The sequence below is a fragment of the Flavobacterium sp. WC2416 genome (assembly GCF_041200095.1).
Classification (GTDB): Bacteria; Bacteroidota; Bacteroidia; order Flavobacteriales; family Flavobacteriaceae; genus Flavobacterium.
Genome location: NZ_CP165626.1, coordinates 3,281,754 through 3,296,661, shown reverse-complemented (window position 1 = coordinate 3,296,661; position 14,908 = coordinate 3,281,754). Strand labels below are relative to the sequence as shown.

The window sequence follows — 14,908 nt, the reverse complement described above, 5'->3', positions numbered from 1 at the left end:
AAAACAGTGAAGCTGACTATCCTTGAAATGATTAATAAAAGTATGATATATATCATGTTTAATAGGAGTATATATCTGTAAATTAGGTCCTTGTAACTTACACTTCAATATTATGAAAAATAAATATTTGTTTTTGATAGTACTAACATTGATTTTATTTCAATTCGATAAAATTAATGCCCAAAGTCAAACTTGGGTTGCTCCTAAATCTGCATATGATCTCATAAATCCGTTTAAAGGCAACGAAAAAGCAACTGCTGAAGGAAAGAAATTATACAATCAAATGTGTGTGATTTGTCATGGAATACAAGGCAAAGGAAATGGAAGTGCTGGTGTAGCTCTAAGTCCTAAGCCATCAAATTTTTTGACAATAAACGTTGTCAATGAAACAGATGGTGCGATTTTTTGGAAATTAACTGAAGGGAAATCACCAATGGCTTCATATAAGGACGCATTAAGTGAAAATCAACGATGGCAGTTGGTAAACTACATTAGATATTTAGAGAAAAATAAATAATATTAAATTAAAAAAAGATGAATAAGACAAAATGGTTATTTGTGTTTTTGTGCTTGAATGTTTTTCTTTTTAAAAGTGTTGCACAAGATACTAAATCTTTAAATAAATCGATTTTTGGCCAGACTAAACTCGTAATTGTAGGAAATGCACAGGCAGATTATATGTACAATAAGGAAGAGAATGGTTTTGGGAATGTGGATTTTAAACCCATTTTTCTGTGGAGCCTGTCAGATAAGTTATTTATTGAATCAGAGATAGAGATTGCTACTGGTGATGGTGCAGTTGAAGTTGTTTTAGAATATGTAAATATGGTTTATTTTTTAAACAATAATTTAGCAATACACTTTGGTCGTTTTTTACCGAAATTTGGTAGTTATAGAGGGAAGTACATGGAAGGTTATTTGAATCGGTTTCCTAATAATCCAGTGGGTTTTGGGGATGGTGGTATAGGTCCAATGGTTGAAACAGGGATTGGACTTCAAGGTGGTGCCGAAATTGGTAAAGCCACTATAAATTATGATTTTTATATTTCCAATGGACCTCAATTGCTCCCTGGTAATGCAGATGCTCCAGATGAAGCAGGACAGTTTGAATACGAAGCCTATAAAGAAAATAATAAGGATAAAGCAATCGGTGGAAGAGTAGGGATTCTTCCGTTATATGATTCTAGCTTAGAATTAGGGTTTTCATTTCAACATGCAGCTAAAACGGGTGATTCTGGAACTAGTTTAGAAAATGTAAAAGTAGATATGTATGCAGTAGATGTTAGTTATTTTAAAAGTATCGAAGTCATAAGTTCTAATTTGAAAATCCTTGGGGAATGGAAAAGTTTAAATGCTGGTGATGCTTACTATCAGGATTTTGAATCAGAAACTGGAAATTATACATTTAAAAATAAAAGTACAGCTTATTATGTGCAAGCTTCAATAAGACCTTCAGGAGCAACTTCTGATTTTGTCAACAATTTAGAATTTGCAGGAAGATATTCAGAATTTGATACACCTAAAGAAGCACTTTGGGGTGGAGGTTTAAAAAAACAGACTGCATTTTCGCTTAATTATTGGCTGGGTTGGAATCGAGTTTTTAAAGTGTCTTATCAAGTGCAGGACAATCAGCCCAATTCACTTATTGCTCAATTGGTTTATGGCTTTTAAAATTAAATCTAAAAATAGTTAAAAATGAAAAATATAAAAATAATCTATTTTATGCTGCTCTTTTTTTCTTTTATAGTTTTCGAAGGCTGTAAAACATCAGAATCAAATTTGTATACAAATATGCCTTCAAGCGAAGAAGTAAACAGGAGTACTACTAAAAGAGCAGAAGTGTTAGTAGAAAAAAGTGGTGCCCAGCTTTGGGGTGAAAATTGCGTTAGATGTCATAATGCACCTCCACCACAAGCTTATTCAAATGAGCAATGGGATGTAATTGGTCAGCATATGAGAGTACGTGCTAATATATCTAAAGATAAAACGGAAAAGATAATCGCTTTTATAAAATCCGCTAATTAGAAATCTTGTTTAAAGTTGTAACACATTTTATAAAAGTAGTATTAGATTCTTTAGAAGAAATATATAACAAGTATAGCGCTTTAAAGTTTCAAAAGAACAGTTTACTTTTTCTAAATATTGAAATTTTCAAATTGGCTATTAAATTCGTAAATTTGCAATTCTATAAAAAACAAATACAATGGAAAACGGAATATACGCTAAATTCAACACCGCAAAAGGAGCGATTTTAGTAAAACTAACACACGATTTAACACCAGGAACAGTAGGAAACTTTGTAGCTCTTGCTGAAGGAAATATGGAAAACAAAATAAAACCTCAAGGACAAAAATTCTATGATGGTTTAAACTTTCATAGAGTTATTCCTGATTTTATGGTTCAAGGGGGTTGTCCTCAAGGAACAGGAACTGGAGATCCTGGGTACAAATTTGACGATGAATTTCACAAAGATTTGCGTCACAATGCACCAGGAGTTTTAGCAATGGCAAATTCAGGCCCAGGTTCTAATGGTTCTCAATTTTATATTACACACGTTGCAACACCTTGGTTAGATGATAAACATACCGTTTTTGGAAATGTTGTCGAAGGACAAGATGTTGTTGATGCTATTGCTCAAGGAGATGCTTTAGAGTCAGTTGAAATTATCAGAGTAGGTGATGAGGCTAAAAACTGGAATGCTATCGAAGCATTTGTTGGTTTAAAAGGGGCTCGTTTGAAAAAACAAGCAGCTTTGAAAGCAGAATCAGAAGCCAAAATGGAACAATTAGCTGCAGGTTTTGAAAAAACAGAAAGCGGATTGCGTTACCAATTTATCCAAAGAGGTTCTGGTAAAAAAGCAGAAGCTGGTAAAACAGTTGCTGTACATTATGAAGGTTCATTAGAGAGCGGAAAAGTTTTTGATTCTTCTTATCCAAGAAAAAAACCAATCGAATTTAGATTAGGTCAAGGTCAAGTTATCGAAGGTTGGGACGAAGGTATTGCTTTGTTACAAGTAGGAGATAAAGCACGTTTCGTGATTCCTTCTGATTTAGGATACGGACCAAATGGTGCTGGAGGAGTAATTCCACCAAACGCTACTTTGATTTTTGACGTAGAATTAATGGACGTTAAATAATAATAATCAGTGATTATTGAAATAAATAGAAAACGCCTCAAAATATATTTTTGAGGCGTTTTTTTATCTAGGAAGTTTAAATCTTACGCTTCTTTTTTCCACTTAATATTACAACCAATGCTTGGTTTTTGTTCGGCATTTATGGTTCTGTTATAAATCACGCCATCAATTGCACCACGTAAATCGCTTCCGCTAAGGGGAATCCCGTTGCCAGGGCGGCTGTCATCTAGTTGTCCTCGGTAAACGAGTTTGTCTTGATTGTCAAACAAAAAGAAATCTGGCGTACACGCTGCATCATACGCTTTTGCAACTTCTTGGTTTTCGTCATATAAATAAGGAAATTCAAAATTATTTTCGAATGCAAATTCGGTCATTAACTTTGGAGCATCCTGCGGGTAATTTGTAACATCATTACTCGAAATAGCTACAATGCCAAGTCCTTGTACCCTATAATCATTTGCAATCATTATAATTTCCTCAATTACATGAAGTACAAACGGACAATGATTGCATATAAATACGACCAAAGTACCTTTCTCCCCTTTTACATCAGCGAAAGAAAACCATTCTGTTCCAGATTTCATGTCTTTCAAGTAAAATTCGGGAGCTTTTGTCCCAAGAGCAAGCATGTTTGATGGAGTTCTTGACATTGTTGTTTTAATTTTTAATTCAGGTTTAAAGTTATGAAAAAAGGATTGCTTTTAGCCTAAAATGATTATTTTTAGATTTTATAAGTCATTTGAACAAAATCAAAATTAAAGATGGAAAATAATTTAAGTTGGCAAGAATTCGAAAAAACAGAGATGCGAGTAGGAACAATACTTGCGGTCAATGATTTTCCTGAAGCTAGAAAACCAGCCTACCAACTAACTATTGATTTTGGTGAAATTATTGGAATCCGAAAAACTTCGGCACAAATTACTAAACGATATTCGAAAGACGATTTATTGCATCGTCAAATTGTAGCGGTAGTTAATTTTCCTAAAAAACAAATTGGAAAATTCATGAGCGAATGTTTGGTTTTAGGAGCAGTTGGAGCCGAAGGGGATGTTATTTTGTTAGCCCCTGATTTCAAAATTGATAATGGACTGCGAATTGGGTAGTTTTCTTAGTTTAAAAAATAATATAATTTTCTTATAAACCAGCTAATTTTAATGTAACTATCTGTTTTTTAGTTGTTTATTTAAAAAAATAAGATTAAATTTACTTCCCGATTTAAGTAAGTGTCACTAATGCACTTACTTTTATTGCTTCAAATAATTTTTGTTAATGAATGTATACAAACCCTTGCTTTCTAGGTGTTTTTTATACCATGATTGTATTATGCAAAATGCAATTGGCTAAACCCCAAAGTCAATTTTAATATCCAAATAAAAATAGTGCTATATATAATAGTTAAAATCAGGCAGGAAGTTTTACGCAACCTATGCAAATTTTAGAATACTATTGAATTAGAATAATTGAATTCAACTATTTGTGGTTCCTAGTGAATCGCTATTGTGAGTTTTGGATGAAAATAAGTATCAATTTAAAAGTTAATAAAATGGAAAATCAAAAAATGATTGAATTATTACAGTACTGTGCGGCGCAATGTACCCATTGTTATGATGCCTGTCAATTAGAAAAAGAAATGGATATGAGTATTTGTAAGATGAATGACTTAGACTGTGCCGATATTTGTCGGTTGACAGCACAAATACTAGAAAGGAAATCGGATAATTCAGCAGTATTTTTAAAAGCCAGTGAAGAGATGTGTGATTTATGTGCAACGGAATGTGAAAAGCATGCCCAAATGGAAAACTGTAAAAAATGTGCGGAAGCTTGCCGTAAATGCGCTAATCAAATTCAAGAGTTTAAAGTGGAGCATCACGTATGATTTTTTTAGTTACAGTATAGGAAGAAGCATATTTTATTGAGATCAAATAATTAATTAGAAACCTTAAATACTATTTATTATGTCAACAACTATAAACACAAGCTTGAGAATAAAAAGCAGTTCATTTAAAAACAACAGTGCTATTCCATCAAAATATTGTTGTGATGGATTAAATATTAACCCAGAACTTTCTATTGACGATCTTCCAGAAAATGCAAAAAGTCTGGCTATTATCGTTAAAGATCCTGATGCAAAAAATGGGGATTATTGCCATTGGATTGTTTGGGATGTTGATCCAAAAACTAGCATCAAAGAAAATAGCTCACCTGGAATTGAAGGCAGAAATAGTAAGGGAATGAATAAATATGCAGGGCCTTGTCCACCGATGGGTATTCACCATTATCACTTTCAAGTATATGCATTAGATACAAAACTAAGTTACTTGCCTCCTAGTAGTAATGAAAAGGAACTAAAAGCAGCAATGAAGAGCCATATAATTGCCAAGGGTGAATTAATTGGACTTTATAAAAAAATGGATGCTCATTAAACTATTTTTGCTTTCAATACCTTATGCGTTCTTATAATTTTGGAATTGGGATTAGTTTTTGGCAATTTGCCAGATACTTATTTTAGTTCGGGTTATAAATCCTAATTTTTCATATAATTTGATGGCTCCTACATTAGCCTCTGCTACATGCAGGAAGGGTATTTTGTTTTGATCAAAAATAGCATTTGCGGTATGTGCGACTAATTGTTTTGCATAACCTTTTCCTGTGTGTTCTGGATGCGTAATAACGGCGCTTACTTCTACAAAATCATCCATTTGCATGCGCTCGCCTGTTATGGCTACGAGTTGGTTGTCTTTAAGAATACCGTAATAATTGCCTAAGTCAGCTGTTTTTGATTTGAAATATTCCGGATAAACAATTTTTACTAATGCCAAAAGTGCTGCTCTATGACTTTCGTCTAGTTTTACGATTTCATTAGTATATGTTAAGTTGATTTTTTCGCGAACAATCATTTGTAAGCACAGCAATTCGTCTTTTAATTGTAAAGATTGAGGAAGGTTTGGTTTTGCACCAAAGATGAAAAAGGAAGGAACTAATTTGGCGTAAGCCACTAAATCTTCGCTATTATTTGGGATTTCATTAAATGCACCAAAAGAACAATAATCTGGATTGTAGAAGCGTGTTTTATTGTAAGTAAGCGCAAGTTTTTTATGGCTTTCTGCCAAGGAATACCAAACAGGATTGTCTAGTTTATATTCTTTGTTCATGATTGAAATTTATTATTAATCTAATCAGCAATTTCAAGAGCTGATTTTTTTGAGATTATTACTAATTTATAAATATGCTTGACTTAAATTTATTCTCATAAATGCAACTAAAAAAATCACTCAATAGGTAAGCTCTCTATCTGTCCCCATTCCGTCCAAGAACCATCGTAAACTGCTTTTATGTTACTATTTCCAATGAGTTCGTAAGCAATTAAATCAATACAAGCCGTAACGCCAGAACCACAACTAAAGGTTAAAGGGCGATCCAGTTTTGGAAGTATTTTAACTAATTCTTCTTTGGGAAGAAATTTCCCGTCCTGTAAAAGATTAGTATATGGAATATTAATCGAGCCAGGAATATGTCCGCTTCTAAGCCCAGCTCTTGGTTCTTTGGTTTCACCCAAGAATCGATCACTAGAACGCGCATCAATCAAAACCGCTTCTTTAGAGTCAATGTTTTCTAGAATTTGTTCTTTGGTTTTAACCAAATCAGGATTGAAATTAGATTCGAAATTACCCAAAGGATATTCTCTTTTGACAGACTTCTCTACGGGAAGATTTTCTTTTGCGTAAGCGGGAAGACCTCCATCCAAAACCCAAACTGCTTCATGTCCCATAATCGTAAACAACCACCACGCTCTTGGACTGGTATAAATTCCTATACTGTCATAAACCACAATTTTACTGTCTTTGTTTATACCCAGTTTTCTAGCTGCTTTAGTAAAAGCAGCTGGATCTGGGAGAGTATTTGGTAATGGATTGGTTGTGTCGCTAAAATCATTTTTAATATCAAAAATGCGAGCTCCTTTGATTTGCAGTTCCTCAAATTGTAATTCTTCTTTAGTTTGATTTACTTTTTGAGAGGCATCGAGTAAAATTAAGTCAGCATCTTCAAAATGTTCTTTGAGCCAACTTACAGAAACTATTGGGTTTTTCATTTATGTGGTTTTAAAAACTTTTTTATCGTAAAAGTAGGAAATAATAAGTAAAATTAGGGCAATTATAGAAGGCACATATCCACCATCTCCAGCATTAATATGCGCGCTGAAGGCCAGCAGGAAATCATAGAAAAAACCAGCATAAGCCAATTCTTTTAGGAAAGTGGATTTTTTAGTTAGGATTACCAGTATTCCTAAAAACTTGGCTGTAGCCAAAGGATAAATAATATAGATAGGATAGCCTAAACTTTGAAATAATTCCTCAACCATGGCATGGTTGAAAACAAACATTCCAGCAGACATAAGCATCATTACAGATAATAATCCAGTGGCAACCCAATACACAATTTTGTCTTTCTTTTTCATTTTATTACATTTAAATAATTGATAATAAGCAAATTGAATTAATGTAGTAAAGGTAATTATATTTTTTTAATGCGTTTAATCCACTTCCATATTTCAATCCAAAGAACTGAAACGCCACTTACTGTGATGCAAATTCCAATTTGACGAAGTTGAAGTGGGAGCACGTCAAAAAAGTCGGCAATGGGACTGATGTATAAAATCATTCCAAGCATCAATAGAGTGATGGAATTTACAAAAACCATCATGTTATTTTTGTTTTTTAAAGATAAAAAAACCGAATAATAAAAGGAACGATTAACGAGCGATAAAATGATATTGGAGAAAACTAAGGTGGTAAAAACCATCGTTCTGGTTAAATTTTCGTTTCCTCCATTTTGAACTGTTAATTGGTATACAAATAATATCCCAAGTGTGATTGCTATTCCTTGTATAATACTTATTCCCATTTCTTTTAGTGATAAAAAAGTGCTTCCCAATTGTCGAGGCATTTGTTTCATACTATTTTTTTCAGCAGGTTCGTTTTCATACACAATAGAACACATAGGGCCCATTACTAATTCTAAGAAAATAACGTGAACTGGGGTGAAAATATTGGGGTAAATCCAACCTAAAAATAAGGGTAATGAAACCGTTAGGATTATGGGGATATGTATGGAAACAATATACTGTACTGCTTTTTTGAGATTGGTATAAATGCGACGACCTGCCGCTACAGCCACAATCATTTTGGATAAATCATCATCTACTAGAATTAAATCGGCGGCAGTTTTTGCAATTTCAGTTCCTTTTTTTCCCATGGCAATACCTATGTGAGACGCTTTTAATGCAGGTCCATCATTGACACCATCGCCAATCATCGCAACCACTTGATTGTCGTTTTTTAGTGCATTGACAACGGCTAATTTTGCTTCGGGAAACATACGAGTCATAAGCGTACTGTTGTGAATACTTTGTAATCTTTTTACTTCGTCCAGCTTCATGATTTCTTCCCCTTCCATTACAATGTCAGGATTTTTTATCCCAGCCATTTCTGCAATGGCTTTAGTGGTCACACTATTGTCACCTGTAATTACTTTTACTTGAATACCTGCTTCATAGAATTGTTTAATTACCTGGTGAATATTGGTTTTAGGAGGATCATAAAAAATGACCAATCCAACAAAATGAAAGGGAAGCTCTTCTTGGTTTATTGGAAAGCTTTTTTCGGTATAATCAGAGTAGGCAACACCAAGAATACGATAGCCTTTGGAAGCCAAGAGTTCTATCGTTTTATAAATTGTATTTTTTTCCTCGGTATTGAGGTTGGATACTTTTAGTATAGTTTCGGGAGCACCTTTTGCGGCAATTATTCGCTTTCCTTCTTGATTTTGAAAAACGTGTGTCATCATGGGTGGTTTTCCATCAAGGGGATATTCATGAACCATCAAGAAATCTCGGCGGTTATCATTAGTGGTAGTAGCCTCATATTCTTGATGCACTGTTTTTTCCATTGGGTCAAAAGGAACGGGCTCACTGGCCCACATTGCTGTTTCAATAACTTTTTTGGCTTCAGGATTATTCCAATTTTCCTTTTCAAATAATTGATTGGTATCAAAAGTATAAACCGATTGTAAACTCATTTTATTCTTAGTAATAGTACCAGTTTTATCCGTACAAATTACTGTAGCACTCCCTAAGGTTTCTACCGTTCTTATTTTTTTAACAATGACTCCTTCTTTCATTAATCGCCAGGAGCCCAATGCCATAAAAGTCGTGAAAGCCACAGGAATTTCTTCTGGTAAAATCGACATAGCTAAGGTTAGTCCTTTTAATAAACTGTTCAATATGTCATGCGTTTTCCAGTAGTATACACCCCAAACCAATAAGAAAATAACAATGCCAATAATGGCCATTCCTTTTACAAATTTTTCTATTTGTACTTGTAGTGGCGTAGGTTGTTCTTTAATGTTTAAAATAGAATTTCCTAGTTTTCCAATTTCAGTTTCAGGGCCAATTTTAGTAGTTTTATATACCGCCAATCCCGAAGCAACTAATGTGCCACTAAAAACAGTTTTTTTATCCGTTTTCTCCGATTTAAAAACCGAATAGGCTTCACCGGTAAGTGTAGATTCATTAACAGAAAAATCATTGCTGTGCACAATTTCACCATCGGCATTGATCGTATTGCCTTCTTCAGCGATAACCAAATCATTTATGACAATTTCTCGGGTGGGAATTTTTATTGCAACACCATTTCGAAAAACGGTACTTAATGGTTCGTTTAATTTTTCTAAAGCTTCCAATGCTTTTCTACTGCGATTGTCTTGAAAGAATGATATTCCAGAAACAGCCACTATTGCAGCTAACATAAAACAAGCTTCACTGTTTTCGCCTAGTATGAAATATATAATCGATACCGCAATTAAAAGTAAAAGCATGGGCTCTTTTAAGATATCAAAAAGAGTCAACCACCATTTGTATTGTTGTTTTTGAATTTGTTCATTGTTGCCAAATTGATTTCTTGAAGTGAGAACTTCGGCATCAGTCAGACCAATGATATTTTTAGGAATGTTGATTTCTTTTGACATTGTAAAAAAGGAGTAGATGTAACTCAAATATAAGTTTTTTACTTTAATCTTAAACCACTAGTTATTATCCTTTTTCTTTGGTCACCAGAATGAAATAGAATAAAATAAAAATACTAGAAATTCCAGTTACTATAAATGTGGTTGCTGGGCCAAATTGATACCAAATTAATCCTGCCAAGGAACTGGCTAGCATAGTGAAAATACTTTGAAAGGCAGAATAAGTACCAATTGCTGTTGCAGTATCTTTCTTGTCAGTAATGTTACTAATCCATGCCTTTGAAACGCCTTCAGACGCAGCTGCATAGATTCCATAAATGGAAAATAAACCAATAAAAATAGTACTACTGTGATTAAATCCCATTCCGAAATAAACAACAGAAAAAAGGACTATACCAAAAAGTAACATTTTTTTTAGTCCAATTTTATCAGCTAGAATTCCTAAAGGAAAAGCACATAGGGCATAAACCAAATTGTAAAAAATATAAATACCAATTACCTTAGTGTCACTTAATCCAGATTGTTTTGCTTTAAGCAAAAGAAAAACATCGGAACTATTGAACAAAGTGAAAGCAAGTAGCCCAATAACTACTTTTCGATACATAACTGGACTAGTTTTCCAATAATTTAAAAAGGAAAAAAAAGGAGTTGGTTTGGGTTGTGCTGCATTCGTTTTTGTTTTCTCTTTTAGAAAAAAGGAGGCGCTTACAGCCAATAAACCTGGAATAAAAGCGATATAGAATAATGTTTTGTAATCTTGTGGATAATAATAGAGGTAGATTAATGCTAATGACGGTCCTAAAACAGCACCTAATGTGTCCATGGAACGATGAAAACCAAATACCTTTCCTTTGGTTTCTGGAGTAGCTTCATCAGAAAGAATCGCATCTCTGGCGCCTGTTCGAATTCCTTTTCCAATGCGATCGATGGTTCGGGCAAAGAAAATCCAAAGTGGATATATAAAAACTGCCATCATGGGTTTTGAAAGGGCACTAAAAGCATAGCCTAATTGTACAAATGGCACTCTTTTACCTACAGCATCAGAGCGTTTTCCAAAATACCCTTTGCTAAATCCCGCCGTCGCTTCGGCAACACCTTCGAGAATACCAATAAGCACAATTGAAAATCCAATTGACTTTAAATAAATAGGCATAATTGGGTACAGCATTTCACTGGCAGTATCTGTAAACAAACTAATCAAGGATAGAATCCAGACCGTGCGACTGATGTTTTTCAAGAGGATTTGAATTTAGTTTGATGTTATAAATATAAATAAAAAAGCCCGAAAATCAGATGGATTTTCAAGCTTTTAAAAGGTGTTGTAAGAAGTTTTATTTGCTTTCTTCTTCTTTGTCTTTGTCTTCAGTTTCTACAGCAGTTTCTCTGGTATGGTGTAAAACCATTTGAGGAAATGGAATTTCAATTCCTTCGTTGTCAAAGGCTACTTTTAGTCTTTTGCGAAGTTCACCAGTAATTTCCCATTGTTTACTTGGCTGTGTTTCACCTAAAATCTTGAGCATTATTGCAGAATCGGCAAAATCATTTACTCTCAAAAATTGTGGTGCAAGTATAATATTTTCTTTCCATAATGGATCATTGGCTAATTCCGTTCCTACTCTGTTGATCACACTAATTACATGTTCTAAATTAGAGTTGTAGCCTACACCCATGTCTAAATTGATACGAGAGAAATCTTTGGAAAGATTAGACACTTTTTTAATTTCTCCATGTGGAATATGGTGTACGGTTCCGTCTAAATCTCTTAAAGTTGTTTTTCTTAAGCTGATTTCTTGTACTGTACCACTGGCATTATCAAAACTCACTACATCACCTATGCGGTATTGATTTTCTAGAATAATAAAAAGTCCCGAAATAATATCTCTAATCAGGTATTGTCCACCAAAACCAAAAGCCAAGCCTACAATTCCTGCAGCAGCTAATATTGGTGCGATTTCAACTCCAAATTCTTGAAGAACCATTAAGGATGTAATGACTAATAATCCAATATTGGCTGTAGTTGTAAATATTTGAATCAGTGTATTTTCTCTTTTTTCTTCGGCTTCTTTAGATGAAATTCCGTCAGGTCGTACCGCAATTCGGACCATTTTTTCTATAAAGCGAACAATGATTTTATTTAATATAAAAGCACCAACAATTATAAAGATGATTTTTAAACCGCTTGTTAGGAGCCAGGGAATAACTAATTCGGCGTATTTTTCTAGGTATTTTTGAAAAATTTCTTGCATTTAATGTTTATTTTAAGTTTAAAATATTATTTTTATTAAAATAAAAAGTCCAAAAAATCATATGATTTTCGGACTTTTAGCTTTAATAGGTAGTATGAAAAGAATTTAATTTTTAATTAAATATCATCAAAATCAATGTCGGTGAAACTAGAAATATTCGGTAATGCTTCTTCATTAGTTACTTTTTCGGTTGCATATTCTTTTTTGAAATCTTTTTGATGTCTTTCTGAGATTACCTCTTCCCCTTTGTGGTTCAAAACATAAGAAGTCATATCGTTTAGGATTTCAGCGAAAGCGGTAAAGTCTTCTTTGTATAAGTATATTTTGTGTTTTTTGAAGTGAAATGATCCATCTTCTTCAGTAAACTTTTTGCTTTCGGTAATTGTAATATAATAATCATCCGCTTTTGTCGCTCTAACATCAAAGAAGTACGTTCTTCTTCCAGCGCGTAAAACTTTAGAAAAGATCTCTTCTTTTTCTAACATGTCATTTTCTCTCATAATCCGTTCTATCAATTAATGGTTGTTAACTAGTACTCAAAAATCTTAAAAAATTATGTATTACACAACAATTAAAGCAATTCTTTTTCTGAAAGTTGTTTTAAATACAAAGATGCATAATAGCCTTCTTGATTTACCAATTGATTATGAGTTCCTTGTTGAATAATTCGACCATCTTCAATAATAATAATTCGGCTTGCGTTTTTTGCTGAGGAAACACGATGGCTAACTATAATGGTTGTTTTGTCTTTACATATTTCAAAAAGGTTGTTTAAAATCGTTTCTTCTGTTTCAGTGTCTACTGCTGATAAACAATCATCAAACAATAAAATCGGAGGGTTTTTTATGATGGCTCTTGCAATAGAAACACGTTGTTTTTGACCTCCTGACAGCGTGATTCCTCTTTCTCCCAGAATGGTTTCGTATTGCTTATTGAATCCAATGATATTGTCATGAACCACGGCGCTTTTTGCTGCTGACTCCACTTCCTTATCAGTGGCATCTTCTTTACCAAATTTAATGTTGTTTTTAATAGAGTCGGAGAACAAAAAAGCATCTTGTGGCACGATACCAATACTGTTTCTTAAATCAAATAAATTTAAAGAACTGATTTCTTTAGCGTCTATTTTTATAGCACCATTTGTTGCGTCATATAGACGAGAAATCAAAGATAAAATAGTTGATTTACCAGATCCTGTTTTTCCAAGTATGGCCAGTGTTTCTCCTTTATTTACTTTGAATGAGATTCCTTTTAAGGCTTTGATCTTAGTGTCTTCGTAAGTAAAGCTCACATTATCAAAGACTATTTCCCCTTCTACGTTTGATTTTTCAGTGTTTGTATTTTGAATTTCAGGTTCTGTTTTTAGAAATTCATTCAATCGTTTTTGAGAGGCTTCGGCTTCTTGAACCATGGATGAAACCCAACCTAGTGATGCCACAGGCCAAGTAAGCATGTTGACATACAAGATGAATTCGGCTATAGTACCAATGCTTTTTATTGTTCCATCAATATACATAATCCCACCAAAATAGATTACAACTAAGTTGCTGATTCCTATTAAAGCCATCATTAAAGGTCCAAATAGTGATTGTACTTTGGCCAAATTCAAACTTTTGCTTTTGCTTTCATTTGCTAAAGCAACCATATTTTTTTGGTGTTGTTCTTCTAATGAATAGGCTTTTATTACTCGTACTCCAGAGAATATCTCTTGAGAAAAACTGGATACTTTTGATAAGTACTGTTGGAAAATGGTACTTCTCTTATTGATTTCTGAACTTAATTTGAAAATACCATAAGACAGTAAAGGCAGTGGTAGTAAGGTGTATAAGGTTAATCTTGGAGATACATTGTACATGTATACAATTACTATTGTAAAACGAATAATAGTATTGATGGAGTACATCACGGCTGGACCAACATACATTCTAACTTTTGAGACGTCTTCACTGATGCGATTCATTAAATCACCTGTACGATTTTGCTTATAGAAATTTTGAGATAAATTTTCATATTGTCTAAAAACTTCATTTTTTAAATCAAATTCAATGTGTCTTGACATTACGATTAAGGTTTGCCTCATTAAAAAGGTAAGAAAACCAGCAATTATGGTGGTGGCAATTATCAATAAAACATTAGAAATTAACTCTTGACGTATTACTTCGGAAGCAACGGTTTTGTCTTTTGAAAATTCTTCAATCGCCTTAAATGATTTGCTTATCAGTTTAGGTGTGAATAACATGAAGATTTGTGCGATTATTGTGAACAAAATTCCCAGTGAAAAACTGTATTTGTATTTTATAAAATATTTGTTTAAATAACTTAATTCTTTCATTTTTTTATGATATTCGGTATTATGATTCTCTTATTTTTTGATTAATTGTTGTTGTATTGTTAATTTTAGAAAAGTGATTAAAAGTAGTAAACATGTGAATTGCTTATTTTTTTTATAAAAAAATGAAATTTATTCATTTTTTATGTAAATTTGACTTGTCTTTTTGACAAATTC

At 33.2% G+C, this 14,908-nt stretch carries 16 protein-coding genes; 7 read left to right on the top strand and 9 right to left on the bottom strand.

Annotation, left to right across the window (positions count from 1 at the left end):
- The first annotated feature begins 112 nt into the window (after positions 1-112).
- The 4 genes from AB3G39_RS13870 (at position 113) to AB3G39_RS13855 (ending at position 3,136) form a co-directional block, all read left to right on the top strand.
- A complete protein-coding gene (locus AB3G39_RS13870; RefSeq protein ID WP_369765493.1) occupies positions 113-517 on the top strand; it encodes a cytochrome c in 405 nt (134 codons plus the stop codon).
- Between the two features lie 17 nt (positions 518-534).
- Positions 535-1,671, top strand: coding sequence for a hypothetical protein (locus tag AB3G39_RS13865; RefSeq protein ID WP_369769441.1), 1,137 nt, complete (start codon positions 535-537; stop codon positions 1,669-1,671).
- A 24-nt stretch (positions 1,672-1,695) separates the two neighbouring features.
- Positions 1,696-2,025: a hypothetical protein gene (locus tag AB3G39_RS13860; protein ID WP_367768267.1), complete on the top strand. Its 330-nt coding sequence runs from the start codon at positions 1,696-1,698 to the stop codon at positions 2,023-2,025.
- 178 nt (positions 2,026-2,203) lie between these two features.
- Positions 2,204-3,136 carry a peptidylprolyl isomerase gene (locus AB3G39_RS13855; RefSeq protein ID WP_367768270.1) on the top strand — a complete coding sequence of 311 codons (933 nt, stop codon included), beginning with the start codon at positions 2,204-2,206 and terminating at the stop codon, positions 3,134-3,136.
- An 83-nt stretch (positions 3,137-3,219) separates the two neighbouring features.
- Here the strand turns inward: AB3G39_RS13855 and AB3G39_RS13850 are convergent, their stop codons facing one another.
- Complete coding sequence (locus AB3G39_RS13850; protein WP_367768273.1) at positions 3,220-3,786, bottom strand: thioredoxin family protein; 567 nt, start codon at positions 3,784-3,786, stop codon at positions 3,220-3,222.
- Between the two features lie 111 nt (positions 3,787-3,897).
- Here AB3G39_RS13850 and AB3G39_RS13845 point away from each other — a divergent pair, with 111 nt between their 5' ends.
- The 3 genes from AB3G39_RS13845 to AB3G39_RS13835 all read left to right on the top strand — a co-directional run bounded on the left by AB3G39_RS13845 (position 3,898) and on the right by AB3G39_RS13835 (position 5,559).
- Positions 3,898-4,239: a tRNA-binding protein gene (locus AB3G39_RS13845; protein WP_369765492.1), complete on the top strand. Its 342-nt coding sequence runs from the start codon at positions 3,898-3,900 to the stop codon at positions 4,237-4,239.
- 407 nt (positions 4,240-4,646) lie between these two features.
- On the top strand, positions 4,647-5,012 hold the full coding sequence (locus AB3G39_RS13840) for a four-helix bundle copper-binding protein (protein ID WP_369765491.1): 366 nt from the start codon (positions 4,647-4,649) through the stop codon (positions 5,010-5,012).
- A gap of 79 nt (positions 5,013-5,091) precedes the next feature.
- On the top strand, positions 5,092-5,559 hold the full coding sequence (locus AB3G39_RS13835; protein WP_367768281.1) for a YbhB/YbcL family Raf kinase inhibitor-like protein: 468 nt from the start codon (positions 5,092-5,094) through the stop codon (positions 5,557-5,559).
- Between the two features lie 51 nt (positions 5,560-5,610).
- Here the strand turns inward: AB3G39_RS13835 and AB3G39_RS13830 are convergent, their stop codons facing one another.
- From AB3G39_RS13830 to AB3G39_RS13795, 8 genes are all read right to left on the bottom strand, one after another.
- Positions 5,611-6,288: a GNAT family N-acetyltransferase gene (locus AB3G39_RS13830; protein WP_369753381.1), complete on the bottom strand. Its 678-nt coding sequence runs from the start codon at positions 6,286-6,288 to the stop codon at positions 5,611-5,613.
- A 116-nt stretch (positions 6,289-6,404) separates the two neighbouring features.
- A complete protein-coding gene (locus tag AB3G39_RS13825) occupies positions 6,405-7,226 on the bottom strand; it encodes a sulfurtransferase (protein WP_369765490.1) in 822 nt (273 codons plus the stop codon).
- Positions 7,227-7,592, bottom strand: a complete 366-nt coding sequence (locus AB3G39_RS13820; protein WP_367768289.1) for a DoxX family protein — start codon at positions 7,590-7,592, stop codon at positions 7,227-7,229.
- A 56-nt stretch (positions 7,593-7,648) separates the two neighbouring features.
- Positions 7,649-10,159: a cation-translocating P-type ATPase gene (locus AB3G39_RS13815; protein WP_367768293.1), complete on the bottom strand. Its 2,511-nt coding sequence runs from the start codon at positions 10,157-10,159 to the stop codon at positions 7,649-7,651.
- A gap of 64 nt (positions 10,160-10,223) precedes the next feature.
- Positions 10,224-11,393 (bottom strand): MFS transporter, encoded by a 1,170-nt coding sequence (locus tag AB3G39_RS13810; protein WP_369765489.1) that lies wholly within the window; start codon positions 11,391-11,393, stop codon positions 10,224-10,226.
- A gap of 94 nt (positions 11,394-11,487) precedes the next feature.
- Positions 11,488-12,402 carry a mechanosensitive ion channel family protein gene (locus tag AB3G39_RS13805; RefSeq protein ID WP_369765488.1) on the bottom strand — a complete coding sequence of 305 codons (915 nt, stop codon included), beginning with the start codon at positions 12,400-12,402 and terminating at the stop codon, positions 11,488-11,490.
- Positions 12,403-12,518: 116 nt separating this feature from the next.
- On the bottom strand, positions 12,519-12,902 hold the full coding sequence (locus tag AB3G39_RS13800) for a PUR family DNA/RNA-binding protein (protein WP_369753383.1): 384 nt from the start codon (positions 12,900-12,902) through the stop codon (positions 12,519-12,521).
- Between the two features lie 71 nt (positions 12,903-12,973).
- Positions 12,974-14,734 (bottom strand): ABC transporter ATP-binding protein, encoded by a 1,761-nt coding sequence (locus AB3G39_RS13795; protein ID WP_369753384.1) that lies wholly within the window; start codon positions 14,732-14,734, stop codon positions 12,974-12,976.
- Positions 14,735-14,908 lie beyond the last annotated feature (174 nt).

Bases quoted from the DNA above. Each gene is read 5' to 3' on its own strand.
- AB3G39_RS13800 (WP_369753383.1), bottom strand. From the start codon at position 12,902: ATGAGAGAAAATGACATGTTAGAAAAAGAAGAGATCTTTTCTAAAGTT.
- AB3G39_RS13830 (WP_369753381.1), bottom strand. From the start codon at position 6,288: ATGAACAAAGAATATAAACTAGACAATCCTGTTTGGTATTCCTTGGCA.
- AB3G39_RS13835 (WP_367768281.1), top strand. From the start codon at position 5,092: ATGTCAACAACTATAAACACAAGCTTGAGAATAAAAAGCAGTTCATTT.
- AB3G39_RS13840 (WP_369765491.1), top strand. From the start codon at position 4,647: ATGAAAATAAGTATCAATTTAAAAGTTAATAAAATGGAAAATCAAAAA.
- AB3G39_RS13845 (WP_369765492.1), top strand. From the start codon at position 3,898: ATGGAAAATAATTTAAGTTGGCAAGAATTCGAAAAAACAGAGATGCGA.
- AB3G39_RS13820 (WP_367768289.1), bottom strand. From the start codon at position 7,592: ATGAAAAAGAAAGACAAAATTGTGTATTGGGTTGCCACTGGATTATTA.
- AB3G39_RS13870 (WP_369765493.1), top strand. From the start codon at position 113: ATGAAAAATAAATATTTGTTTTTGATAGTACTAACATTGATTTTATTT.
- AB3G39_RS13865 (WP_369769441.1), top strand. From the start codon at position 535: ATGAATAAGACAAAATGGTTATTTGTGTTTTTGTGCTTGAATGTTTTT.
- AB3G39_RS13850 (WP_367768273.1), bottom strand. From the start codon at position 3,786: ATGTCAAGAACTCCATCAAACATGCTTGCTCTTGGGACAAAAGCTCCC.
- AB3G39_RS13825 (WP_369765490.1), bottom strand. From the start codon at position 7,226: ATGAAAAACCCAATAGTTTCTGTAAGTTGGCTCAAAGAACATTTTGAA.
- AB3G39_RS13855 (WP_367768270.1), top strand. From the start codon at position 2,204: ATGGAAAACGGAATATACGCTAAATTCAACACCGCAAAAGGAGCGATT.
- AB3G39_RS13860 (WP_367768267.1), top strand. From the start codon at position 1,696: ATGAAAAATATAAAAATAATCTATTTTATGCTGCTCTTTTTTTCTTTT.
- AB3G39_RS13815 (WP_367768293.1), bottom strand. From the start codon at position 10,159: ATGTCAAAAGAAATCAACATTCCTAAAAATATCATTGGTCTGACTGAT.
- AB3G39_RS13805 (WP_369765488.1), bottom strand. From the start codon at position 12,402: ATGCAAGAAATTTTTCAAAAATACCTAGAAAAATACGCCGAATTAGTT.
- AB3G39_RS13795 (WP_369753384.1), bottom strand. From the start codon at position 14,734: ATGAAAGAATTAAGTTATTTAAACAAATATTTTATAAAATACAAATAC.